Here is a 22,602-nt window from a genome sequence, read left to right as displayed (position 1 = left end):
CACGTTTCTCATTAGTAGGGAGTAAGCGATATGAGGGTGGTCCTCGCCGGTGGCGGGACGGCCGGTCACATCGAGCCGGCTCTTGCCCTGGGTGACGCGCTGCGCAGGCTCGTGCCGGGCGTCGGCGTCACCTGTCTCGGCACGGAGCGGGGCCTGGAGACCACGCTGGTCCCGGCCAGGGGCTACGACCTGCAGCTGGTGCCGGCCGTACCACTCCCGAGGGCGCTGACGCCCCAGTTGCTGACCGTCCCTGGACGGCTGGCGGGCGCCATCAACGCCGCCGCCGCCATCATGGACAGGGCCCAGGCCGACATCCTGGTCGGCTTCGGGGGCTATGTCGCCACTCCCGCCTATCTCGCAGCCAGGCGGCGGGGGCTGCCCATCGTCGTCCACGAGGCCAACGCCCGTCCCGGCCTGGCCAACAGGCTGGGCGCGCGGCTGACCGACCACGTCTACACCGGGCACCCGCAGAGCGCCATGGCCAAGGCCGAGTACATCGGCATCCCGCTGCGCAGGCAGATCGTCGAGCTCGACAGGCTCTCGACGGGCGACAAGGCCCGCTCGTGGTTCGGGCTGCGCACCGACCTGCCGACGCTGCTGGTCTTCGGCGGCTCGCAGGGCGCCCGCTCGCTCAACCAGGCGGCGCTGGCCGCCGGGCCCACCCTGCGCAGGGCGGGCGTGCAGGTGCTCCACGTGCTCGGCCCGAAGAACTCCCTGGAGCAGGAGCCGCCACCCGGCGACCCGCAGTACGTCGTGCTGCCCTACGTCGACCGCATGGACCTCGCCTATGCCGCAGCCGACTTCGCGCTGTGCAGGAGCGGGGCGCTGACCTGCGCCGAGCTGACCGCCGTCGGTCTGCCGGCCGCCTATGTGCCGCTGCCGCACGGCAACGGGGAGCAGCGGCTCAACGCCGAGCCGATCGCGCGGCGCGGCGGCGGCCTCCTGATCGACGACTCCGACCTATCACCTGATTGGATCATCCAGAACGTGCTGCCCATCCTCCGCGACCCCGAGCGGGTCGCCACCATGTCCGAGGCCGCGGCCTCGATGGGGCGAAGGGACGCCGACCTCGCCCTGGCCCGCAAGGTGCTCGAGATCGCGGGAGGCCGCTCATGAGTCTGGTACGGCTGGTCGACCCCGTTGCCGCCGACGAGCTCGGCAGGGTCCACTTCATCGGCATCGGCGGCTCGGGCATGTCGGGCATCGCCCGCATCCTGCTCAAGCGCGGCGTCTCCGTCTCCGGCAGCGACGCCCGCGGCTCCGACATGGTGACGGAGCTGCGCGAGCTGGGCGCGAGGGTCCACATCGGCCACGCCGCCTCCCACATCAAGAACATCGACACCGTGGTCGTCTCCACCGCGATCCGCGACTCCAACCCCGAGCTGGGCGAGGCGATCAAGCAGGGCCTGCGGATCATCCCGCGGGCCGCCGCGCTGGCCTCGGTCATGGCCGGGCGCACCGGCGTCGCGATCGCGGGCACCCACGGCAAGACCACCACCACCTCGATGCTCACGGTGGCGCTGCAGAAGTGCGGCACCGACCCGTCCTACTGCGTGGGCGGCCAGCTCGTCACCACGGGTCTGGGCGCCGACGAGGGCTCGGGCAAGGTGTTCGTGGCCGAGGCCGACGAGAGCGACGGCTCCTTCCTCATGCTCGCCCCCGACATCGCGGTGGTCACCAACGTCGAGGCCGACCACCTCGACAACTACGGCGACCCCGGGGCGGTCCACGACAGCTTCGCCCGCTTCGCCGAGCGCGTGCGCCGCACGCTGGTGGTCTGCGCCGACGATCCGGGCGCCGCGGCGCTGATCGAGCCCGCGCGCGGGCTCGGGCTGAAGGTCGTCACCTACGGCGAGAGCGAGGGCGCCGACTACCAGATCGCCGGCGTGCGGCCCGACGGCTTCGGCGTCGTCTTCGACGTGGTGGGCAGGGGCGAGGTCAGGCTGTCGGTTCCCGGCGCCCACAACGCGCTCAACGCCACCTCGGTCATCGCCGTGGCCGACGAGCTCGGCCTGCCGTTCGAGGAGATCAGAGACGGCCTGTCGGCCTTCACGGGGGCCAAGCGGCGCTTCGAGGCCAAGGGCGAGGCGGGCGGGGTGGCGGTCTTCGACAGCTACGCCCACCACCCGACCGAGCTGGCCGCCGACCTGCGCGCCGCCCGCGACGTGGTCGCCTCCTACTCCGGCGACGGCAGGGTGATCGCGGTCTTCCAGCCGCACCTCTACTCACGCACCAGGTTCTTCGCCGACGAGTTCGGCATCGCGCTCGGCCTGGCCGACCAGGCCGTGGTGCTCGACGTGTACGGCGCGCGCGAGGATCCCGAGCCCGGCGTCTCGGGGGCCATGGTGGCCTCACGGGTGCCGCTGCCCGAGGCCAGGGTGGCCTACGCGCCCGACAAGACGACCGTGCCCGCCCTGGTGGCCACGCTGGCCCAGCCGGGCGACGTGGTGCTCACCATGGGCGCGGGCGACGTGACCGAGCTGGGCCCGAAGATCGTGGCGGAGCTGTCTGCCAGGTGAAGGCGCGTCAGGCGTTCGTGGCGCTGCTCACGGCCGGCGTGGTGGGCACCACCGTGTGGCTGGTGTTCTTCTCGCCGGTCCTCGGCGTGCGGTCGGTGGAGATCGTGGGAAATCTCACAGTCCCCGCCGACCAGATCAAGAAGCAGGCCGCGGTCGCCGACCTGCATCCGTTGGCGACCGTCGACCTCGGCGCGGTCCAGGGCAGGGTGCTGGAGATCCGGCAGCTCGCCTCGGCGAAGGTCGAGCGGGCGTGGCCGAGCACGCTCAAGATCGAGGTGGTCGAGCGCAAGCCGGTCGCCGTCGTGCCGTACGGAGGCAAGGCGGCGCTGATCGACCGCAAGGGCTTCGTGACGGAGGTGCGCGACAGCGCGCCGCCCCACCTGCCCGTCCTGCGGGTCGACAGGCCTGGCCCCGCCGATCCGTCCACCGTGGCGGCCATCAAGGCCATCGGGGTGTTGCCCGACCGCCTGCTGGCGCGCATCGACGAGGTGCGGGCCACCTCGCCCGAGGGCATCTCCTTCAGGCTCACCAACGGCCGCACGGTCGTCTGGGGAGGGGCCGACAGGGGCGCGGACAAGGTCCGCGTGCTCGAGGCGCTGCTCCCGCGCACGGCGACGGTCTACGACGTCAGTTCGCCCGACGTCGTGTCGATGAAATGAGAAGGTGGTCGCGAATGGGACGGCGCGCGACACGCCGGACGGGCTTGCGGCGCGGTTAGTTGACCCGCCCGGTAGGCGACTCCTACTGTCCGTATCACTCCTCAGGTTGACATAAATCTGAATCTCAACTTGAGGTCGAGAGTTTTTCGAACAGCAGTGAAATGGCAAGTCAACGAGCGGAAAGGCCCCTCGTCGTGGCAGCACCGCAGAACTACCTCGCGGTCATCAAGGTCGTCGGCATTGGCGGCGGCGGAGTGAACGCCGTCAACCGGATGATCGAGGAGGGACTCAAGGGCGTCGAGTTCATCGCGATAAACACCGACGCCCAGGCGCTGCTGATGAGTGACGCCGACGTCAAACTCGACGTGGGCAGAGAGCTCACGCGCGGCCTCGGGGCCGGCGCCAACCCCGATGTGGGCCGCAAGGCGGCCGAGGACCACCGTGAGGAGATCGAGGAGGTCCTCAAGGGGGCCGACATGGTCTTCGTCACCGCGGGCGAGGGCGGCGGCACCGGCACGGGCGGCGCGCCCGTCGTGGCCAACATCGCCCGCTCCCTCGGCGCGCTGACCATCGGTGTGGTCACCAGGCCGTTCAGCTTCGAGGGCCGCCGCCGCGCCATGCAGGCGGAGGCGGGCATAGAGACCCTTCGCGACGAGGTCGACACCCTCATCGTGATCCCCAACGACCGGCTGCTGTCGATCTCCGACCGGCAGGTCAGCGTGCTCGACGCCTTCAAGGCGGCCGACCAGGTGCTGCTGTCGGGTGTCCAGGGCATCACCGACCTGATCACCACGCCCGGTCTGATCAACCTCGACTTCGCCGACGTGAAGTCGGTCATGTCGGGCGCGGGCTCGGCGCTGATGGGCATCGGCCACGCGCGCGGCGACGACAGGTCGGTCGCGGCGGCGGAGATGGCCGTCTCCAGCCCGCTGCTGGAGGCCTCGATCGACGGCGCCCACGGCGTGCTGCTGTCGATCGCGGGTGGTTCCGACCTCGGTCTGTTCGAGATCAACGAGGCGGCCCAGCTCGTCTCGAACGCCGCGGCGCTCGACGCGAACATCATCTTCGGAACGGTCATCGACGACGCGCTCGGCGACGAGGTGCGGGTCACCGTCATCGCCGCCGGCTTCGACGAGGTGGCCCCCGCCGACAAGCCGACGCTGCAGCAGCCACGCCAGCAGTCCAGGCCCGCGACCGGCACGCCGTCCGCCGCGCCCGCCGCCTCGGCTCCCGTACGGCCGGCCCCGGCGCCCGCGCCGAGCGTGAAGGCCGAGCCCGCGCGGGTCGAGCCCCGGGTCGAGCCTCCGCGTGCCGAGCCTGCCCGGGTCGAGCCGCGCTTCGAGGCCAGGTCAGAGCCGCAGCGTCCGGAGCTGCGCCCTGAGCCGCGTCCCGAGCCCCGGATCGAGCCGAGGGTCGAGACCCGCCCTGAGCCGCGCCCCGAGCCCGTGCGAGCGGTGGAGACCCCGCCGCCCGCGCCCGTGGAGGAGCCGCCCCCGCCGGTGTCCATCCCGCGCCCCGCTCCCGAGGTGGCCAACCCGCCGACCCCGATCTCCTCCCGCATGTCGGAGCCGCCCAGGCGGCCGCGCGTGGTGTTCGAGGAGCAGGAAGAAGAGCTGGACGTGCCCGACTTCCTGAAGTGAGATTCCTCACCCGGCCGGGCCGGGCGAGGGGATCACGCCCCCGCTGCGAGACTCATGGGTCGTCGCGGTGGGGGTTCGGTGCGTTCTAGGGGGCGCGACTCCGGCGGCTTCGGTTCGCGGGAGCGGCGCGAACGGTGCACGATGGATGCCTTGTGGACGTAACACGCAAAACGCAGATAGCGGCCGGTCTGGCGGAGGTCGAGGCGCGCATCGCCGAGGCCTGCGCTGCCGCGGGGCGCGCCCGTGACGAGGTCACTCTCGTCGCGGTCACCAAGACCTACCCGGCCGCCGACGTCAGGATCCTGGCCGAGCTGGGCGTGCGGGAGATCGGGGAGAACCGCGACCAGGAGGCCTCCGTCAAGGCCCGCGAATGCGCCGACCTGCCGCTGACCTGGCACTTCGTCGGCCAGCTGCAGACCAACAAGGTGCGCTCGGTCGCCGGCTACGCCGATGTCGTCCACTCCGTCGACCGGTCGCGGCTGGTCGCCGCGCTCGGGCGCGAGGCCGTCAGGGCGGGCAGGCAGATCAGCTGCCTGGTGCAGGTGGCGCTGGACGACGACCCGGCGAGGGGCGGGGCCAGGACCGCCGACGTGCCGGGACTGGCCGACGAGATCGCCGCCACCGAGGGCGTCAGGCTCGGCGGCGTCATGGCCGTCGCCCCGCTGGGGGAGGAACCGGGCAAGGCGTTCGCCAGGCTGCGGGATCTGGCGCTGGCCGTACAGGCCGGGCATCCTGGTGCGACCATAATCTCGGCGGGGATGAGCGGCGATCTGGCCCAGGCCATCGCGCACGGCGCGACACACGTGCGCGTCGGTACGGCGTTGCTCGGTCGTCGCAAGCTCTTCGTCAGGTAATGTCCCCTCCAGCGGACCTTGAGGTGCGCGAAAGACGTAGAGGTCGATCAGCGGTGAGCTCCAAGGGGGTACGGCTACCGCCTCGGACCCGCCGCCGACGCGATGCCAGGCGGAAGGCCCGAGCGAGTGCGACCATGAGCAGGAGGACGACGTAGCGATGGCCGGCGCGATGCGCAAGATGGCGGTCTACCTCGGTCTCGTGGAGGACGACCGCTACGAGAGGTACGAGACCTACACCGACGACGACTACGACTACGAAGACGAGTCGCGTCGGGCAGAGCAGGAGCGTCCCGCGGCGACACACGACCGCGAGGACGACACCGACGCCAGTGTGCCGGCGCCCAGACCGGCCACGACCGTCCTGGAGCGCCGCACGACCGATCTGGCGCGCATCACGACGCTCCACCCGCGCACCTACAATGAGGCGCGGACGATAGGCGAGCACTTCCGTGACGGCACACCCGTCATCATGAACCTGACAGAGATGGTTGACAGCGACGCCAAGCGCCTTGTCGATTTCGCGGCAGGTCTGGTCTTTGGCCTACACGGCAGCATCGAACGTGTTACCAACAAGGTGTTCCTGTTGTCCCCAGCCAATGTCGAGGTGACCGCCGAGGACAAGGCCCGAATCGCGGAACGCGGATTCTTCAACCAGAGTTAGAGTCTCTGTATGTCTATCGACCCGACCCAGGTCTCGCCGAGGCCGGGAGGGGCACCCAGAAGTGGAGGCGCGGCCGGACCGTGGGGATCGTAGGCGAGATCTTGGTCGTAATCCTTGCTCTCTATCTGGTGTTGCTCATCGGCAGAATGATCTTTGAGACGGTGCAGGCGTTCGCCAGGCAATGGCGGCCTTCGGGATTCGTTCTCGTGCTCGCCGAGGCCACATACACCGCGACCGACCCACCTCTCAAGTTTCTCCGCCGTTTCATTCCGCCCCTCCGGTTGGGTACGGTGGCCTTTGACCTAAGCTTCACAGTGCTCTTCATTGTGGTCTTGGTCATGATCCAACTCGTGTCCGCGCTGTAGTGATCGGGTACCGTCCCTCCGGACAGACTCCAAGCGCGCCAAGGAGACCAAAAAGATGCCGCTGACGCCCGCTGATGTGCGGAACAAGCAATTCAGTACCACCCGGCTGCGGCCGGGCTACGACGAGGAAGAGGTGGATGCCTTCCTCGACGAGGTCGAGGCTGAGCTTGACCGCCTGATCCAAGAGAACGAGGAGCTCCGCGCCAAGCTGGCCGAGTGCCTGCGTGGCAAGGTGCCGGGCGGCATGAGCATGCCGATGGCCTCCGCGCCCGTCCAGGAGCAGCCCAAGCCTGAGATGATGGCGCCGCCGCAGCCGGAGCCCATGCAGGCGCCCCCGCAGCCGCAGCCGGTCCCTGTCGCCATGAACATGCCTCCGGCCGAGGACAACATGGACACCGCGGCCCGCGTGCTCGCCCTGGCGCAGCAGACCGCCGACCAGGCGATCTCCGACGCCCGTCGCGAGGCCGACGAGACCGTCACCCGCGCCCGTCGCGAGGCCGACGACATCCTCACCAAGGCTCGCCGCCAGGCCGAGCAGGTCATCGGCGACGCGCGGGCCCGCGCCGAGACGCTGGAGCGCGACGCGCAGGAGCGCCACCGTCAGGCGATGGGTTCCCTCGTCCAGACTCGTGACGAGCTCGAGCGCAAGGTCGAGGAGCTGCGCAGCTTCGAGCGCGAATACCGCAGCAGGCTCAAGCTCTACCTGGAGAACCAGCTCGCCGAGCTGAACGTCTCCGCGGAGGGCGGCAGCGGCGGTTTCCCCGTGATCCCCAGCGGTCCGATGGGTGGCGCCCCCGCCATGACCCACGCGGTCCCGCAGACCGGACAGCAGCCCCTGCCCGGTGCCGCCAACCCGTTCGGCGGCGACCCGGCGCAGCACCAGGGCGCCTTCCAGGGTGCCGACGGCCCGCACAACGATCGCCGCTAACGCCGGTAAGGTAGCGGGTCAGGTTCGTTTCTGACCCGTCACTCGAAAGAGTCCCCTGTGATCCTCATCAGCGCTGGTCTGGTGCTCGCGGCGGTTGTGTTGCTGATCGCGGGCTTCGTCATGGCTGAACCGTTCTTGATCATGTGGTCGATCGTGGTCAGCGTGCTGTCCGCGCTCTTCCTCGTGATCGGGGCGTTCCTGCGGCGTCATGAGCTCTTCCCTGGCGGCGGTGGCGCCGGGGCGCAGGCTTCGCAGGCGAACGCTCCGACGGTCACCCCCACGGCGGTCACGCCCGCGGGGGCGGCCACGGCGCCGACGATGCCGCAGCAGCCGCCCAGGCCGCTGGCCCCTGCCCAGCCCCTCCCCTCGGGGATGCGGCCGCAGCAGGGGATCGCCCATGGGGCGCCGCGACCCGCGTCCGCCGTGGCGGCGGCGCCGAGGGGGATCTCACCCGGCGCGATCGTCCTGGTGATTCCGGGACGCAAGCGCTACCACGTGGCGAGTTGCCGCCAGCTCAGTGGGCGGGAGCACGAGGAGCTCACCTTCGAGGAGGCACGCGAGGAGGGCTTCACGCCCTGCACGACGTGCCTGCCCGACGCCGCGCTCGGAGGGCGGCAGGTTCCTCCTGCCGCCGAGCCGCGGCAGGGCCAGCCCGCAGGCCGCGCCCCCTACACGGCCGCCCCGGCCGTCCCCAGGGACGCCACTCCCGCGGGCCGTCCACCCGTCCCCGGCCCGTCCTCCGGCACCTCAGGCGCGTCCGCCGGCACGCAGGCCGCGCACGGCGCCGAGGCGTTCGAGAGCAACGCGGCCCAGACCGACCCGCGCCCCCCAGCGGGTGTGTCGGCCAAGCCCCCCGCCGCGCAGGCGGTGGACAGCGGCCAGTCAGCCGGTCCCAAGACCAGTGAGGCACCCGAAGGCACCAGGCCCGGCGGGAAGCCGGAAGCCACCACGACCGACGGGAAGCAAGCCCAGCCCGATGGCGAGGCGGTCCAGCCCGGCGGCAAGCAATCCCCGTTCGATGGCAGGCAGGCTCAGTCCAGCGGCAAGGCGGAGGCGAGCGCCGCTGCCGAACGACCCGAGACCGCTCAGACGGACGAGCGCCCCGGGGTGAGCGCCACGTCCAAGGCCGCCACCTCCACAACCGCTCCCACCAAGGCCGATCCCGCCAAGAGCGATCCCGCCAAGAGCGATCCCGCCAAGGGCGGCTCGCGGGCCGAGGGCGAGCGCGCGGAGAGTGCTCTCCCGGCCGCTGAGGTCGACGAGGGCGACACGGCGCCGGGAGGGCTTCCTCTGCCGCCTAGCTCGCCCGGGAGGCTCGTAGCGGGCACTCCAGGCGGCTCTACCGTCCCCAACCTGGCCAAACCCACCCCTCCCGCGGCCAAGGGCAACGACGCGTCGGCCACCAAGCAGCCGAAGGAAGACGAGAACGCCGCCTCCCGGGAGACCCAGCGGCTGCGCCCTCCCGCGGGCCTGACCCCCGCAGCGGGCACCGACGTCTCCACCCCAGGGCGGGGCTCCACCACATCCACCCCAGCGCCGGGATCTTCCACCCCCGCGTCCGGCTCCAATGCCGCCGCGCCAGCGCCGGGATCTTCCACCTCTGCGCCGGGTTCCGGCGCCTCCACCCGCGGCAGGGAAGCCGAGCCCGAGCGCCCCAGCGGCGGCGCGAGGCCCGCGCGATCCGGCGGTGGGTGGTTCGACCGCGCCGAGTCCCCGGCCAACGAGCCGGTGGAGCCGGAGGCGACCGCACCCGGGCGCGCCGGGCCTCCGGTCGCCTCCGGTCCCACCCCACCCTCCTCGGGTACGGCAGGCGCTTCCGGTCCCGAGAAGGGTGAGAGCGCCAACGAGACCGTCAGGCTCGAACGTCCCGCCATCGTCAAGGTGATCGGCGGCACCAGGCGCTTCCACAGCTCCTCCTGCCCGCTGGTGAGGGCGGCCGAGGCGAGCGGCGTACGGTCGATGCCGCAGAGCGAGGCCGAGGCGAAGGGGCTGACCCCCTGCTCGGTGTGCATGCACGATCACCAGACGGTCGGCTGACCCGCACCTCAGGACACCCCAGCAGCGCCGCCCGTGAAGCTCACGGGCGGCGCCGCCGTACCAGAGCTGTCAGAGCCCGCCGTGCGCCGGGCGCGCCGTACCGGAGTCCGAGGCCTGGTGGCAGGCATGGGAAGAGCGCGGTCCCTCGGGAGAGGGGCCGCGCTCTTCGTCGTCGTCGTCAGGCGCGCCGCAGCTGGAAGGCCAGCCCCAGGTCGGCGTCGGACTGGACGGGCAGGCCGTCGGCCTGGCCCTCGGTGAGGCTCGCGGCCAGGACCTCCTCGCCGACCAGCGAGCCACCCGAGCGCAGCGCCTCGGCCAGCTCGGGCGAGGACGCCGACCACCACAGGTCGATCCGGTCGGTGATGGACAGCCCCGTGGACTTGCGGGCGTCCTGCACCAGGCGGATGACCTCGCGGATCAGTCCGGCCCTGCGCAGTTCGTCGGTGATGGCCAGGTCGAGCGCGACCGTCTCGCCGGTGCCGGTGTCGACCGCGCCGGTCTCCACCGCCCACCCGGACTTGGGCTGCTCGGTGACGATCACCTCGTCCGCCGTGAGCGACACCGTGCCGAGCTCGCCCGCCTCGAGCGAGACCGGCGATCCGGAGCGCAGCGTCGCGGCCAGCGTGGCGGCGTCGGCGGCCGAGACGGCGGCGGCGACCAGCTTGGTCTGCGAGCCGAACCGCTTGCCGAGCGCCCTGAAGTTGGGCTTGACCGTGAAGGACACCAGGTCCGCGCTGAAGCCGGACATGTCCTCCAGCGCCTGCACGTTCAGCTCGTCGGCGATCAGGTCGCGCAGTTCGGCGGTGAGCCCGGCCCAGCCGGGCGCGCCCACGAGTGCCCGGCCGAGCGGCTGCCTGGTCTTGACGCCCGAGGCGGCGCGGGCCGAACGGCCCAGCTCCACCAGCCGCCGCACCAGCGCCATCTGGGCCGACAGCTCGGGGTCGAGCAGGTCCTCGTTCACCGCGGGCCAGGAGGTCAGGTGGACCGACGACGGCGCGTCGACGCCGCGCAGCACGTCCCACAGGTAGTCAGTGACGAACGGCGTGATCGGCGCCATGAGCCTGGTGACGGTCTCCAGGCACTCGTACAGGGTCGCGAACGCCTCGTGCGAGCCCTGCCAGAACCTGCGGCGCGAGCGCCTGACGTACCAGTTGGACAGGTCGTCGAGGAACTCGGCCAGCCTGCGGCCCGCGCGCACGGTGTCGAAGACGTCGAGCGCGTCCGAGACCTCGGCGACCGTCCTGTGCAGCTCGGCCAGCGCCCACCTGTCGATGAGCGGGCGTTGCGCGGCGGGCGGCGCCTCGGCGGCCATGGAGGGCGACCACGACTCGGCGTTGGCGTACAGGGTGAAGAAGGAGGCGGTGTTCCAGTAGGTCAGCAGGACCTTCCTGACGATCTCCTCCAGCGCGTTGTGGCCGACCCTGCGCGCCGCCCACGGCGAGCCCGAGGCGGCCATGAACCAGCGCAGGGCGTCGGCGCCGTGCTCGTCCATCAGTGAGATGGGCTCCAGCACGTTGCCGAGGTGCTTGCTCATCTTGCGGCCGTCCTCGGCCAGGATCAGGCCGAGGCAGAGCACGTTCTCGTAGGAGGACTGGTCGAAGACGAGCGTGCCGACCGCCATCAGCGAGTAGAACCAGCCGCGCGTCTGGTCGGTCGCCTCGCAGATGAACTGGGCGGGGTAGACGCCCTCAGGCTTGCCCTTGGCGCCCCACTGGGCGAACGGCATCGAGCCGGAGTCGTACCACGCGTCGATGACGTCGGGCACCCTGCGCGCCTCGCCGCCGCACGAGGGGCAGGGGAAGGCGATGTCGTCCACGAACGGGCGGTGCGGGTCGAGCCCGGACAGCTCCTGGCCCGCCAGCGAGCCGAGCTCGGCGAGCGAGCCCACGCACGTGATGTGCGACTCGTCCTCGGAGCAGACCCAGAGGGGGAGCGGCGTGCCCCAGTAGCGCGAGCGCGACAGTGACCAGTCGACGTTGTTGCGCAGCCACTCGCCGAAGCGGCCCCACTTGATGGTGTCGGGGTACCAGTTGGTCTTCTGGTTCTCCGCCAGCATGCGGTCCTTGACCGCGGTGGTGCGGATGTACCAGGCGGGCAGCGCGTAGTAGAGCAGCGGGGTGTGGCAGCGCCAGCAGTGGGGGTAGCTGTGCTCGAAGTGGCCGCCGCGCAGCAGCAGGCCGCGGGCGCGCAGGTCGGCGGTGAGCTCGTCGTCGGCGTCCTTGAAGAACGTGCCGCCCACCATCGGGACGTCGGGCAGGAAGCGGCCGTCGGGGCCGATCGGGTTGACGATCGGCATGCCGTACGACTTGCAGACGGTCATGTCGTCCGCGCCGAAGGCGGGGGCCTGGTGGACCAGGCCGGTGCCGTCCTCCACGGTCACGTAGTCGCCCAGGACCACGTAGTGCGCGCCGGGGATGTCGACCAGGTCGAACGGCCTGGAGTAGGAGGTGCGCTCCAGCTCGCGGCCGGTGAAGCGGGCGACCTCGGTGTAGTCCTCGCCGAGCACCTGGGCCAGCAGCGGCTCGGCGACGACCAGCACCTCGCCGTCGGCGGTGCGGGCGGCGACGTAGGTCACCTCGGGGTGTACGGCCACGGCCGTGTTGGACACCAGCGTCCACGGCGTGGTCGTCCAGATCAGCAGCGAGGCGTTCAGCTCGGCCAGCGGGCCCGAGGTGACGGGCATGCGGACGTAGACCGACGGCGAGGACACGGTCTCGTAGCCGCCGGGCTGGCCGAGCTCGTGGTCGGACAGGCCGGTGCCGCAGCGCGGGCAGTACGGCGTGATGCGGAAGTCGCGGAACAGCAGGCCCTTGTCGAAGATGACCTTGAGCGACCACCAGACGGACTCGACGTAGTCGGGGTCCATCGTGCGGTAGGCCGTGGACAGGTCGATCCAGTAGCCCATCCGCTCGGTCAGCTCTTCGAAGGCGTCGACGTGGCGCAGCACCGACTCGCGGCACTTGGCGTTGAACTCGGCGATGCCGTACGCCTCGATGTCCTTCTTGCCCGTCAGCCCGAGCTCTTTCTCGATCCCGACCTCGACCGGCAGGCCGTGACAGTCCCACCCGGCCTTGCGGGGCACGCTGAAGCCGCGCATGGTCTTGTAGCGGGGGAAGAGGTCCTTGAAGACGCGCGCCTCGACGTGGTGGACGCCCGGCAGGCCGTTGGCGGTGGGCGGGCCCTCGTAGAAGACCCAGGAGGGGGCGCCTTCGTTCTGCTCGAGGGAGCGCTCGAAGATCTTCCCGTCCCGCCACCGGTCGAGGACCTCACGCTCGAGCGCGGGCAGGTCGACCTGCGCGGGTAGAGAGCGGAAATAGTGGGACATCTCGGGCGGGACCTCCACATGTCAGGTTGGTGACGGTGTGAAGGGACGAAGCCGCACGGGCTCCGCGGTACCACCCCTCTTGACCCCCTGGGGGACCCACTTCATTTGGTCTGCGGCCGGTTCTAGTGAGCTCTGGCGAGCCGTTCTTCCAGCGGCTCAGGAGTGATGCCCCTGTGATGTCGGTCACAGGGCTCCGTCAACGCCTTGCAGACTGCAACCATAACGCAGAGTGGAGGTTGCCTTCTTCCCGATTTCCATCGCAGCAAATGGCGACAAAGAACCGGGAATGGATGCTTATGGTGAGGAGTTGATTGGTCGAGGCGGGATAGTACGGGAGGGGTAATCCGTACGGCGGGTCGTTTGCCGGTTCGTTATCCACGGCCTAAGCTGCCCGCACCGTTTGAGCCTTGATCAGCATGGAGGCAGCCATGGCGGCAGTCACGCAGACCGCGACCCCTTCGATGTGGTCGGCAGAGGAGCTGGCCGAGGTGCGCGACGCGCTCGCGCAGGAGATCGCCGAGCTCGAGGCGGACATCCTGCGGCACGAATCCGAGATCGCGTCGGGAGATGTCACGCAGGGCGCCGGCGACGACCAGGCCGACGCCGGGGCGAAGACCTATGAGCGCGAACGCGAGATCGCCCTTACCCTGAACACACGCGACCTGGTCGCGCAGAACGAACGTGCGATCGCCAGGATCGACGCAGGGACCTATGGAGTGTGCGAATCGTGCCACAAGCCGATCGGCAAGGAGCGGCTGCAGGCGTTCCCGAGAGCGACGCTGTGCGTGACGTGCAAGCAGCGGGAGGAGCGCCGCTGAGCGACGGCGAACGAGGCGAGAGGCCGGTCGGGCGACGCCTGATCGGCCTTCTCGCGTTGATCGCGGTCGTGATCTACGCCCTCGACCTGCTCACCAAGACGCTCGTGCTGCGGACGCTGGAGGGCGAGCCGCCGATGGTGATCATCCCTGACCTGCTGCAGTTCCGGGTGATCTTCAACTCGGGCGCGGCCTTCAGCATCGGCACCGGGATGACCTTCGTCTTCACCCTGGTCGCCGCGGGCGTGGTGGTCGCGATCCTGCGTACGGCGCGCAAGCTGCGCAGCCTGCCCTGGGCGATCACGCTCGGCATGCTGCTCGGCGGAGCGCTCGGCAACCTCACCGACCGGCTGCTGCGCTACCCCGCGGGCTTCGGCCGTCCCGCCTCGGGCCAGTTGCAGGGCCATGTGGTCGACTTCATCGAGACCTTCCCCGGGCACTTCCCCGTCTGGAACGTCGCCGACTCGATGATCGTGTGCGGCGGCATCGTGGCGGTGTTCCTGGCCTGGCGCGGCTACCAGATCGACGGCACCAGGGAGGTGTCTGCCAAGAATGGCTGAACAGCGCAGTCTGCCCGTCCCCGACGGGCTCGAGGGAGAACGGCTCGACGCGGCCCTGTCGCGGCTGTTCGGCTTCTCCCGCACCCGTGCGGCCGAGCTGATCGTCTCGGGAGACGTCCTGGTCGACGGCGCCGAGGCGGCCAAGTCCGACCGGGTGCACGCCGGCGCGTGGCTCGACGTCACGCTGCCGCCGCCGCCCACCACGCCCATGCCCGTGGCCGAGCCAGTGCCCGGCATGACGATCATCTACGAGGACGACGACATCGTCGTGGTCAACAAGCCGATCGGCGTCGCCGCCCACCCCACCGTGGGCTGGACGGGCCCGACGGTGATCGGCGGTCTGCTCGGCACCGGCCACACGGTGGCCACCAGCGGCGCGGCCGAGCGGCAGGGCATCGTGCACCGCCTCGACGCCAACACCACGGGCGCGATGGTCGTGGCCAAGAGCGAGCACGCCTACTCCGTGCTCAAGCGCGCCTTCAAGGAGCGCACGGTCGACAAGCGCTATCACGCGCTGGTCCAGGGCCACCCCGACCCGTTCAGGGGCACGGTCGACGCGCCCATCGACCGGCACCCGTCGGGCGACGGCAGGTTCGCGGTGGTGTCGGGCGGCAAGCCGTCGGTGACCCACTACGACACCGTCGAGGCGTTCAGGGCGGCGTCCCTGCTCGACATCAAGCTGGAGACGGGGCGCACGCACCAGATCCGCGTCCACATGGCGGCGCTGCGCCACCCGTGCGTCGGCGACCTGATGTACGGCGCCGACCCGACGCTGGCGAGCAGGCTCGGGATGACCAGGCAGTGGCTGCACGCGGTCGCGCTCGGCTTCGAGCACCCGTCCACCGGCGACTGGATGTCCTTCAGCAGCGACTACCCCGACGACCTGCAGAAGGCGCTCGACACCGTGCGCGCGGAGTCCTGACCTCAGTCTTCGCCCGGCACCTGCCCCTGGCCGCCTTCGACCTGCCGCTCCACCTGCTGCTCTCCCTGCTGCTCTCCACGGCCCTCGTCGGGCTCCACCTGACCTGGAAGGCCCTGGGCGCCGGTCGGTGAGGGCTGCTCTTCCGGCGGGTCGGGGGAGGGCTCGCGGGTGCGGGTCGCGGGCGGGTCCTGCCGTCTGTCTTCGATGCCCGTCCGCCTGTTCTCCCGGACGTCGGCGGGCTGCTGCTCCTCGACGGGCTTCTCAACGGGCTTCTCAACGGGCATCTCGGCGGGCTTCTCGGCCGGTCGCTCGGCGGGTTTCTCGGCGGGCGAGGGCGGCGGCGCGGAGGTGGCCGACGGCGTGCTGTCCACCAGCGGCACCGTGGCCGGCTGCGGCTGCCGCAGTTCGGGCCCGGGGTCGCGGCTCGACATCCACGCCATCCCGCCGGTGACCAGCGCCACCGCCAGCGCCGCGGCGGCCAGCGCGGCCAGCCGCCGGGGCCGACGGCCCGCGGGCGCCCCGCCTCCACCCCCTGTCGTCCGTACGGCAGGCGCCGCGCGCACCGGGACCGGGGCGGTCGCCTCCGGCGCGATGCCCAGCACGATCAAGCGCATCCGCTGCTCGGCCTCGTCCAGGCTCATCCGCTCGGCGGGATCCTTGCGCAGCAGCCCGCTCACGACAGGGGCCAGCGGCCCCGCCGCCGACATCGGCAGCGGCTCCTCGTGCATGACGGCCGCCATGGTGGCCAGCGGATGACCGCGCTGGAAGGGCGAGTGCCCCTCCACGGCCGTGTAGAGCGTCACGCCCAGCGACCACAGGTCGGAGGCGGGCTCGGCGTCGCCTCCCGCGGCTCGCTCGGGCGCGATGTAGGCGGGCGTGCCGAGCAGCACCCCCGTCCTGGTCACGGAGGCGTCGTCGTCCGTGACGGCGATGCCGAAGTCGGTCAGCACGGCTCTGCCGTCCTCGGCCAGCAGCACGTTGTCCGGTTTGACGTCGCGGTGCAGCACCCCCGCCGCGTGCGCGGCCCGCAGCGCCCCCAGGAGCTCCACCCCGATCGCGGCCACCCTGGCGGGTTCGAGCGGCCCGAGCTCGCGCACCATGGCGCCCAGCGTCCGCGAACGGACCAGCTCCATCACGATCCACGGATGACCACCCTCCTCGACCACGTCGAAGACGGTGGCCACGCCGGGGTGGGCGACCCGGCCGGCGGCCCTGGCCTCGCGCAGCGTGCGGACGGTGAAGATCTCGCGTTCTGGCCCCGTCAGGTCGGGCGGCGGGACGACCTCCTTGACCGCGACGTCGCGGCCGAGAACCTCGTCGTGGGCATGCCACACGGTGCCCATCCCGCCGCGTCCGATGGTCTTGAGCAGACGGTAGCGCCCACCGATGATCTCCGAGGATTCGGACATGAAGGACGGACTACCCCGTAATTGACGGAGCTCACGTGGGTTGGAAGGTCTTGACGAACCGGTCGAAGTACGGCAGGCCCTCGCGCCACGAGGCTTCGGGAGCCTCCCAGTAGACGGCGTACGGCCTGCCGTCGGCCAGGCGGAAGCCGCGGTTGATCACGTGGATGACCTCGCCGTCCCTCCTCCTGGTGAACTCCCAGTCGGCGGCGGGCACCCCGAGATAGGTGAGCGGGCGGATGCCCACCCGCCGGTAGCCCGCGAACTCGCCCTTGGCCTGGATCTCCTTCTCCAGGCGCAGCCACGCCTCGACGGGATCGCTGACGGGCTCCTCAGGCTCGGTCCACTCGATGATCAGCGTGCCTGGAGCGTCCGGCCCCGTCACCCTGACGCTGTCGCGGTCGGGGGTCTTCTTCGCGGTCCACTCCCTGGGCACCGACACCGAGAAGCGGCCCAGCCTGCTGGTGAGCAGCCGCCAGGTGGGGGCCTTGGTGGGGGCCGTGGTCTCGCTCGGCGTCGTCGTGCCGGGCGCGGACGAGGCAGGCGCCGGGCCTGCCGTACCGGAGGGGGCGGGCCGCATCGCCAGCCAGACGCCGCCACCGGCCAGCGCCGCGGCGAGCACGACGCTGGGGACGGCCCACACCAGCGGAGAGCGCCGCTTCACGGACCGCTCCCTGGTGGCGGCGTCGCGCCCCGACAGGCGGGTCGCGGGCTCGTGCCCGGCCCGCGCGGCGGCCGGCTCCAGCGCCGCCAGCCTGGCGCCCGCCTCCTGCACGCTCATCCGAGCCGCCGGATCCCGCTGGAGCAGCCCCGAGATCACCGGCGCGAGCGGACCGGCCAGCTGTGACGGCTCTGGCGGGTCACGCAGCACCGCCGCCACCGTCGCCGCCCACGAGTCTCTCCGGTACGGCGCGCCGCCCTCCACCGCCGTGTGCAGAGTCGCCCCCAGCGACCACAGGTCGGAGGCGGGCGTGGCGGGCAGGCCGTTGAGCCGCTCGGGGGCCATGTAGGCGGGCGTGCCGACCAGGTTGCCCGTCGCGGTGAGGCCCGCCTCGGCGTCGACGGCAGCGATGCCGAAGTCGGTCAGCACGACCCTGCCGTCCTCGGCCAGCAGCACGTTCTCCGGCTTGACGTCGCGGTGCAGCACACCCGCGGCGTGCGCGGCCCGCAGCGCCGACAGCACGGCGGCGCCGATCCCCGCCACCTGCGCCACCGGCAGCGGGCCCCGCTGCCTGATCACCTCCGCCAGCGAACGCGAGCGCACCAGCTGCATCACGATCCAGGGGCGGCCGTCCTCCTCGATGACGTCGTGGACGACGATCACGTTCGGATGGTCGAGCCTGCCCGCCGCCCGCGCCTCCCTGATCGTGCGCTGGTTGAGCTGGACGCGCTTCTGCTCGCCGATGCCGGTGTAGCGAACCTCCTTGATCGCCACCGCCCGGTCGAGCAGGTCGTCGTGGGCGCGCCAGACGATGCCCATGCCGCCCTCGCCGATGGGTTCGATCAGGCGGTACCTGTTGCCGACGCGCACCAGCGAAGCCTACTTGGCGGGTTTGAACGTCGCCGCGAACGTGTCGAAGAACCGGAGGTCGCGCTTCCAGTTCGCCTTGAGCGTGTGCCAGTAGATCGCGTAGCCGCGCCCGTTGTCGGTGACGAAGCCGCGGTTGCGCACCCTGGTCGCGCCGGTGTAGGTGTTCCAGGTGAACTCCCAGTCGGCGGCGGCCTTCATGTAGTCGACCTTCTTGATGTCGAGCAGCTCGTAGCCGCCGAAAGTGTGCTTGGCGCTCGGCTCCTGCTTCTTCCAGTCGCCGTAGGGGTCGTCGCCGGGGTCCACGGCCTCTTCGATCAACAGGTACGAGTTGGACGAGGCGCCGGGGCCGCGGAAGAAGACCTGCCTGCCTTTGCGCTGGAACTCCTTCCAGTCCGGGGGCAGCCCGACGGAGAAGCCCAGCTTCTTGTCCTTGTACATCCGCCAGCCCTCGGGCAGCGCGGCGGCGGTCTGCGAGGGGGAGGGCGACGAGGTCGTGGAAGGGGTCGCCGAGGCCGTCGCCGTGGGCTGGGCGGCGGGGGTCGTCGCCGTGGCCGTCGCCGTGACCGTGGTGGTCACCTTCTCGGTCGGCTCCTTCGAGGCCGTGGTGCCGCCGCCGTCGCCCGCCGAGCGCAGCCCGAGCAGGCCCGCCACGCCGCCCACCACGAGGATGGCGATGGCGACGGCGACGAAGGGGAGCGCGCGCCGTACGGGAGGCGTGCGCTCCGAGGCGGCGGTGGGCGTCTCGGGCAGCCGCATGCCCGTCTCGAACAGCTCGGAGGACGCCTCGGCCGCCGCCGCGGGCATGGCCGTGGTGGGGGCGGGCGTGGCGACCTCTGGCTCGCGCTCGGACACCGGCGGCTTGGGCGCCGGCGGTTCGGGGGCAGCCGACGGCTTGGGGGCCGCGGGCCTGGGCTTGGGGACGGACGGCTTCCTGGCGGGGGGCCTGGCCGCCACGGGCGGTGCGATCGCGGGCAGGCTGGGGTCGGTGGGTGTGTCGTCCACGTCCACGTCGGGTACGGCGGGCGGGCGCTCCACCCTGACCGTCTCGTTCGGGGCCTGGTCGATGATCCTGCGCAGCAGCCTGGCGGTCTCGTCGACGGACAGGCGCTGGACGGGCTCCTTGGCCAGCAGGCCGTCCAGGACGGGCTTGAGCGGCCCGGCCTTGGCCGCGGGCGCAGCGTCGTCGTTGAGGACGGCCATCATGGTCGCCATCGCCATGCCGCGCTCGTGCGGGGCCTTGCCCTCGACCGCGGTGTAGAGCGTGGCGCCCAGCGACCACAGGTCCGACTCGCGGCGGGCGGGCAGGCCCTTGAGCCGTTCGGGCGCGATGAAGGCGGGCGTGCCCGCCAGGCCCGTCATGGTCAGCGCGGTCTCGGTCTCCAGCGTGGCGATGCCGAAGTCGGTCAGCACGACCCGGCCGTCCTCGGCCAGCAGCACGTTCTCCGGCTTCACGTCACGGTGCAGCACGCCGGCGTCGTGGGCGCCCTTGAGAGCCTCCAGGACCGCCAGGCCGATCTCGGCCACCTTCCTGGGCCGCAGCGGTCCCTCGGCCTTGATCACCTGACCCAGCGAGCGGGAGGGGACCAGCTGCATGACGATCCACGGCCGGTCGTCCTCCTCGATCACGTCGTGGACGACGATCACGTTCGGATGGGTGAACCTGGCCGCCGCGCGCGCCTCGCGCATGGTGCGGCGGTTGAGCAGCTGCACCTCGTCGCCCAGCACGGCCGCGTAGCGGACCTCCTTGACCGCGACCTCGCGGTCGAGCAGCTCGTCATGGGCACGCCAGACGATGCCCATGCCGCCTCGCCCGATTGGCTCCTTCAGGTGGTACCGACCGGCGACGCGGCGTCCGGCGTGCTGCTGTCCATCCGACATCAACGGCCTCAAACCCCCTTCTAAGCCTAGAAATACTCCCATAGGGATCGGGTGGCAGCGACCCGTGTAGTCTTAGATCCATGACTCCTCGCTACACGTTTATCGAGCCGGCTCCCGGAGGGCCGGTCATGCGTTAGCGACCACCTGGAGCCGGCGACAGGCGGAGACCCCGAGGTCTCTGCCCTTTTTCTTTCCTGGAGACCGCCGGCTCCGCTCGGACCGGCTTGAGCGTTGGGATCGAGATGTCTTCCACCCTCGAAACGCGTCCCGTCATCACCCGATGGATCAGCCTGCGCCCGCACCACGGGCGGGTACGGGCCGAGGACGTGCTCGACGGACCGCTCTTCGTCGAGCCCTTCTCGGCCGACGACCTGCCCGCCATCGCCGAGCGCGCGGCCGGTGTGGTGGTGGGCGCGGCGTGGATGCAGGACTTCCAGCTGGTGCGGGCGGTGGCCAGGACCGGCCTGCCGGTGATCGTCCAGCGCGGCCACGCCGCGACACTGGAGGAGTGGCTCGCCATCGCCGACTACTGCGCGGCCGAGGGCAACGACCGGGTGGCGCTGTGCGAGAGCGGCACCCGCACCCACGCGGGACACCTCACCCTCGACCTGTCACTGCTGCGCGAGGCCAAGGCGCGCTCGGGACGGCCGGTGCTGGCCGACGTCTCCGCCGATCCCGGCCTGGCCGGCGCCGCGATCGCGGCCGGCGCCGACGGCCTGCTGCTGTCGCCCTCGGCAGGCGAGGAGGAGATCACGCGGGCGAGCGAGGCGGTCACCCTCTTCGGCGCGCTGGCCCGCCACGACACTCCCGTGACCCTGGCCGACGCCAGGGCCGCCATCGACAGGGTCGACGCCGCCCTCGCAACCCTCCTCGAACGGCGGGCGGAGCTGGCGGGCGTCGTCCAGTCCCTCAAGCCCGTCGGCGGTTTCGCCGGCCGCGACCTGGAGCGGGAGCGTCAGCTGGTGGCCAGGATGGCCGAGCGCGCCCCCATGCTGGGCGTGAAGCGGCTCGCGCCGATCATGAACGCGGTCATCGAAGCGGGCCTGCACCTCTCCGAGGAGAGCTGACCACCTTCCACCCGATGGCGATGGCCGCCGCGAGCACGGGGATGAGGAAGAAGGCCACCCGCTGGTCCTCGTCGGCGAAGGCCATCAGCACGACCACCAGCGCGAGGAACCCCAGCGTGAACCAGTTGCTGTACGGCGTGCCCGGCATCGCGAAGGTGGAGCGGTGTCCGGAGCGCCGTAGCAGCAGCTGGCAGTAGACCAGCGTGCCCCACGTGGTGATCACGCCGAGCGAGGCGACGGCCGTGGCGATGTCGAAGGCCCGCTGCGGCACGAAATAGAACAGCCCCACGCCCGCGAGGAACACCGCCGCGGTCAGCAGGATCCCGCCGTAGGGCACGTGGCGGGAGCTGAGCCCGCCGGTGAAGTACGGCGCCTCGCCCTTCAGCGCCATGGCCCGAAGGATGCGCCCCGTGGAGTACAGGCCCGAGTTGAGGGAGGACGTGGCCGCCGTGATGACGATGAGGTTCATCGCGTCGGCCGCCCACGGCGCGCCCAGCTTGGCGAAGACCGTGACGAACGGCGACTCGTCGGCGCTGTAGAGCGTCCACGGCAGCACCATCGCCAGCAGCACGATCGAGCCGACGTAGAAGAGCGCGATCCGCCACACGACGCCGTTGATCGCCTTCGGCATCACCCGTTCCGGGTTCCTGGTCTCGCCCGCCGCGATGCCGACCAGCTCGATCGAGGCGTAGGCGAAGACCACCGCCTGCAGGCTCATCAGCACGACGGGAAAGCCGTTGGGGAAGAACCCGCCGTGCGCGCTGAGGTTGGCCAGGCCGGCCTCGGCGCCGCCCACGTTCGCGCCGGTGATCACCAGGAACAGGCCGACGACCAGGAAGGCGCAGATGGCCAGCACCTTCAGCAGCGCGAACCAGAACTCCAGCTCGCCGAACACCCGTACCGACAACAGGTTGACCACCAGCACGAAGACCAGCGCGATCAGCGCGGTGAGCCACTGGGGGAAGGCCGGAGCCCAGTAGTGGACGTAGGTGGCGACCGCGGTCAGCTCGGCGATACCGGTGAAGGCCCAGTTGATCCAGTACATCCAGCCGCTGGCGAAGGCGGCCCAGGGGCCGACGAACTCGCCCGCGTACTCCACGAAGGAGCCGGAGGTGGCCCGGTAGAGGACCAGTTCGCCGAGCGCGCGCATGACGAAGAAGGCGGCCAGGCCCGCGATCGCGTACGACAGCACCAGCGCGGGACCCGCCGCCGCCAGGCGTCCACCCGCGCCGAGGAACAGCCCGACGCCGATGGCGCCGCCGATCGCGATCATCTGCACCTGGCGGTTGCCGAGCGCATGGGAGTAGCCCTCTTCAAGCTGTGCGCACACCGTGTCTCCTTCGTCACGAGAACGATATATGTGCAGGCCAGGAGGGCTTTCGGGGGCGCGCCGCGCACTGTGTAGCCGAGGCCGTACATCTCGTCAACGGGGTGG

The 22,602-nt window shown here is 71.2% G+C and carries 18 protein-coding genes; 13 read left to right on the top strand and 5 right to left on the bottom strand.

The window, feature by feature from the left end; all coding sequences use genetic code 11:
* Positions 1-30: 30 nt before the first annotated feature.
* From murG to ACFXJ8_RS03115, 9 genes are all read left to right on the top strand, one after another.
* A complete protein-coding gene (gene murG, locus ACFXJ8_RS03155) occupies positions 31-1,116 on the top strand; it encodes an undecaprenyldiphospho-muramoylpentapeptide beta-N-acetylglucosaminyltransferase (RefSeq protein ID WP_379642140.1) in 1,086 nt (361 codons plus the stop codon).
* Complete coding sequence (murC, locus tag ACFXJ8_RS03150) at positions 1,113-2,519, top strand: UDP-N-acetylmuramate--L-alanine ligase (protein WP_379642139.1); 1,407 nt, start codon at positions 1,113-1,115, stop codon at positions 2,517-2,519. The genes murG and murC overlap by 4 nt, the downstream gene beginning before the upstream one ends.
* Positions 2,516-3,178 carry a cell division protein FtsQ/DivIB gene (locus ACFXJ8_RS03145; RefSeq protein ID WP_379642138.1) on the top strand — a complete coding sequence of 221 codons (663 nt, stop codon included), beginning with the start codon at positions 2,516-2,518 and terminating at the stop codon, positions 3,176-3,178. Before murC ends, ACFXJ8_RS03145 begins: the two co-directional genes overlap by 4 nt.
* Before the next feature lie 194 nt (positions 3,179-3,372).
* Positions 3,373-4,818 carry a cell division protein FtsZ gene (gene ftsZ, locus ACFXJ8_RS03140; RefSeq protein WP_379642137.1) on the top strand — a complete coding sequence of 482 codons (1,446 nt, stop codon included), beginning with the start codon at positions 3,373-3,375 and terminating at the stop codon, positions 4,816-4,818.
* A gap of 152 nt (positions 4,819-4,970) precedes the next feature.
* Positions 4,971-5,672 (top strand): YggS family pyridoxal phosphate-dependent enzyme, encoded by a 702-nt coding sequence (locus tag ACFXJ8_RS03135; protein ID WP_379642136.1) that lies wholly within the window; start codon positions 4,971-4,973, stop codon positions 5,670-5,672.
* Between the two features lie 157 nt (positions 5,673-5,829).
* A complete protein-coding gene (locus ACFXJ8_RS03130) occupies positions 5,830-6,333 on the top strand; it encodes a cell division protein SepF (RefSeq protein ID WP_379642135.1) in 504 nt (167 codons plus the stop codon).
* Positions 6,334-6,413: 80 nt separating this feature from the next.
* Positions 6,414-6,698, top strand: coding sequence for a YggT family protein (locus ACFXJ8_RS03125; RefSeq protein ID WP_379642134.1), 285 nt, complete (start codon positions 6,414-6,416; stop codon positions 6,696-6,698).
* Positions 6,699-6,753: 55 nt separating this feature from the next.
* Complete coding sequence (locus ACFXJ8_RS03120; protein ID WP_379642133.1) at positions 6,754-7,626, top strand: DivIVA domain-containing protein; 873 nt, start codon at positions 6,754-6,756, stop codon at positions 7,624-7,626.
* 57 nt (positions 7,627-7,683) lie between these two features.
* Positions 7,684-9,663 carry a hypothetical protein gene (locus tag ACFXJ8_RS03115; protein WP_379642132.1) on the top strand — a complete coding sequence of 660 codons (1,980 nt, stop codon included), beginning with the start codon at positions 7,684-7,686 and terminating at the stop codon, positions 9,661-9,663.
* Between the two features lie 178 nt (positions 9,664-9,841).
* On the opposite strand, the gene ileS is transcribed toward ACFXJ8_RS03115, so the two are convergent.
* The gene (gene ileS, locus ACFXJ8_RS03110; protein ID WP_379642131.1) at positions 9,842-12,988 is read right to left on the bottom strand and encodes an isoleucine--tRNA ligase; all 3,147 of its coding nucleotides are present in this window, start codon (positions 12,986-12,988) and stop codon (positions 9,842-9,844) included.
* Between the two features lie 428 nt (positions 12,989-13,416).
* On the opposite strand from ileS, the gene ACFXJ8_RS03105 reads away from it, so the two are divergent.
* Genes ACFXJ8_RS03105 through ACFXJ8_RS03095 form a run of 3 tightly spaced genes read left to right on the top strand, consistent with a single transcriptional unit; the run spans position 13,417 to position 15,285 of the window.
* A complete protein-coding gene (locus ACFXJ8_RS03105) occupies positions 13,417-13,806 on the top strand; it encodes a TraR/DksA family transcriptional regulator (RefSeq protein WP_379642551.1) in 390 nt (129 codons plus the stop codon).
* On the top strand, positions 13,770-14,363 hold the full coding sequence (gene lspA, locus ACFXJ8_RS03100) for a signal peptidase II (protein ID WP_379642130.1): 594 nt from the start codon (positions 13,770-13,772) through the stop codon (positions 14,361-14,363). Before ACFXJ8_RS03105 ends, lspA begins: the two co-directional genes overlap by 37 nt.
* A complete protein-coding gene (locus tag ACFXJ8_RS03095) occupies positions 14,356-15,285 on the top strand; it encodes an RluA family pseudouridine synthase (RefSeq protein ID WP_379642129.1) in 930 nt (309 codons plus the stop codon). Before lspA ends, ACFXJ8_RS03095 begins: the two co-directional genes overlap by 8 nt.
* A 2-nt stretch (positions 15,286-15,287) precedes the next feature.
* Here ACFXJ8_RS03095 and ACFXJ8_RS03090 read toward each other — a convergent pair whose 3' ends face one another.
* Genes ACFXJ8_RS03090 through ACFXJ8_RS03080 form a run of 3 tightly spaced genes read right to left on the bottom strand, consistent with a single transcriptional unit; the run spans position 15,288 to position 20,100 of the window.
* Positions 15,288-16,694, bottom strand: a complete 1,407-nt coding sequence (locus ACFXJ8_RS03090) for a protein kinase (protein WP_379642128.1) — start codon at positions 16,692-16,694, stop codon at positions 15,288-15,290.
* A 31-nt stretch (positions 16,695-16,725) separates the two neighbouring features.
* Positions 16,726-18,222, bottom strand: coding sequence for a serine/threonine-protein kinase (locus ACFXJ8_RS03085; protein ID WP_379642127.1), 1,497 nt, complete (start codon positions 18,220-18,222; stop codon positions 16,726-16,728).
* Between the two features lie 9 nt (positions 18,223-18,231).
* Positions 18,232-20,100, bottom strand: coding sequence for a serine/threonine-protein kinase (locus ACFXJ8_RS03080; RefSeq protein WP_379642126.1), 1,869 nt, complete (start codon positions 20,098-20,100; stop codon positions 18,232-18,234).
* Positions 20,101-20,342: 242 nt separating this feature from the next.
* Between ACFXJ8_RS03080 and ACFXJ8_RS03075 the strand changes: the two genes are divergently transcribed.
* Positions 20,343-21,167 (top strand): chorismate mutase, encoded by an 825-nt coding sequence (locus ACFXJ8_RS03075; RefSeq protein WP_379642125.1) that lies wholly within the window; start codon positions 20,343-20,345, stop codon positions 21,165-21,167.
* On the opposite strand, the gene ACFXJ8_RS03070 is transcribed toward ACFXJ8_RS03075, so the two are convergent.
* Entirely contained in the window at positions 21,130-22,497 is a 1,368-nt protein-coding gene (locus tag ACFXJ8_RS03070; RefSeq protein WP_379642124.1) for an amino acid permease, read from the bottom strand. The two genes, ACFXJ8_RS03075 and ACFXJ8_RS03070, sit on opposite strands and share 38 nt — an antisense overlap.
* Between the last annotated feature and the right edge of the window lie 105 nt (positions 22,498-22,602).

This window comes from Nonomuraea sp. NPDC059194, assembly GCF_042754765.1.
Lineage (GTDB): Bacteria > Actinomycetota > Actinomycetes > Streptosporangiales > Streptosporangiaceae > Nonomuraea.
Note: the sequence above shows the minus strand (reverse complement) of the source record. Positions and strands in the feature narration are given on the sequence as shown.

What these genes read in the sequence shown, in the direction of transcription:
- murG (WP_379642140.1), top strand. Translation starts at nt 31, where the DNA reads ATGAGGGTGGTCCTCGCCGGTGGCGGGACGGCCGGTCACATCGAGCCG.
- murC (WP_379642139.1), top strand. Translation starts at nt 1,113, where the DNA reads ATGAGTCTGGTACGGCTGGTCGACCCCGTTGCCGCCGACGAGCTCGGC.
- ACFXJ8_RS03130 (WP_379642135.1), top strand. Translation starts at nt 5,830, where the DNA reads ATGGCCGGCGCGATGCGCAAGATGGCGGTCTACCTCGGTCTCGTGGAG.
- ACFXJ8_RS03120 (WP_379642133.1), top strand. Translation starts at nt 6,754, where the DNA reads ATGCCGCTGACGCCCGCTGATGTGCGGAACAAGCAATTCAGTACCACC.
- ileS (WP_379642131.1), bottom strand. Translation starts at nt 12,988, where the DNA reads ATGTCCCACTATTTCCGCTCTCTACCCGCGCAGGTCGACCTGCCCGCG.
- ACFXJ8_RS03105 (WP_379642551.1), top strand. Translation starts at nt 13,417, where the DNA reads ATGGCGGCAGTCACGCAGACCGCGACCCCTTCGATGTGGTCGGCAGAG.
- ACFXJ8_RS03095 (WP_379642129.1), top strand. Translation starts at nt 14,356, where the DNA reads ATGGCTGAACAGCGCAGTCTGCCCGTCCCCGACGGGCTCGAGGGAGAA.
- ACFXJ8_RS03090 (WP_379642128.1), bottom strand. Translation starts at nt 16,694, where the DNA reads ATGTCCGAATCCTCGGAGATCATCGGTGGGCGCTACCGTCTGCTCAAG.
- ACFXJ8_RS03080 (WP_379642126.1), bottom strand. Translation starts at nt 20,100, where the DNA reads ATGTCGGATGGACAGCAGCACGCCGGACGCCGCGTCGCCGGTCGGTAC.
- ACFXJ8_RS03075 (WP_379642125.1), top strand. Translation starts at nt 20,343, where the DNA reads ATGTCTTCCACCCTCGAAACGCGTCCCGTCATCACCCGATGGATCAGC.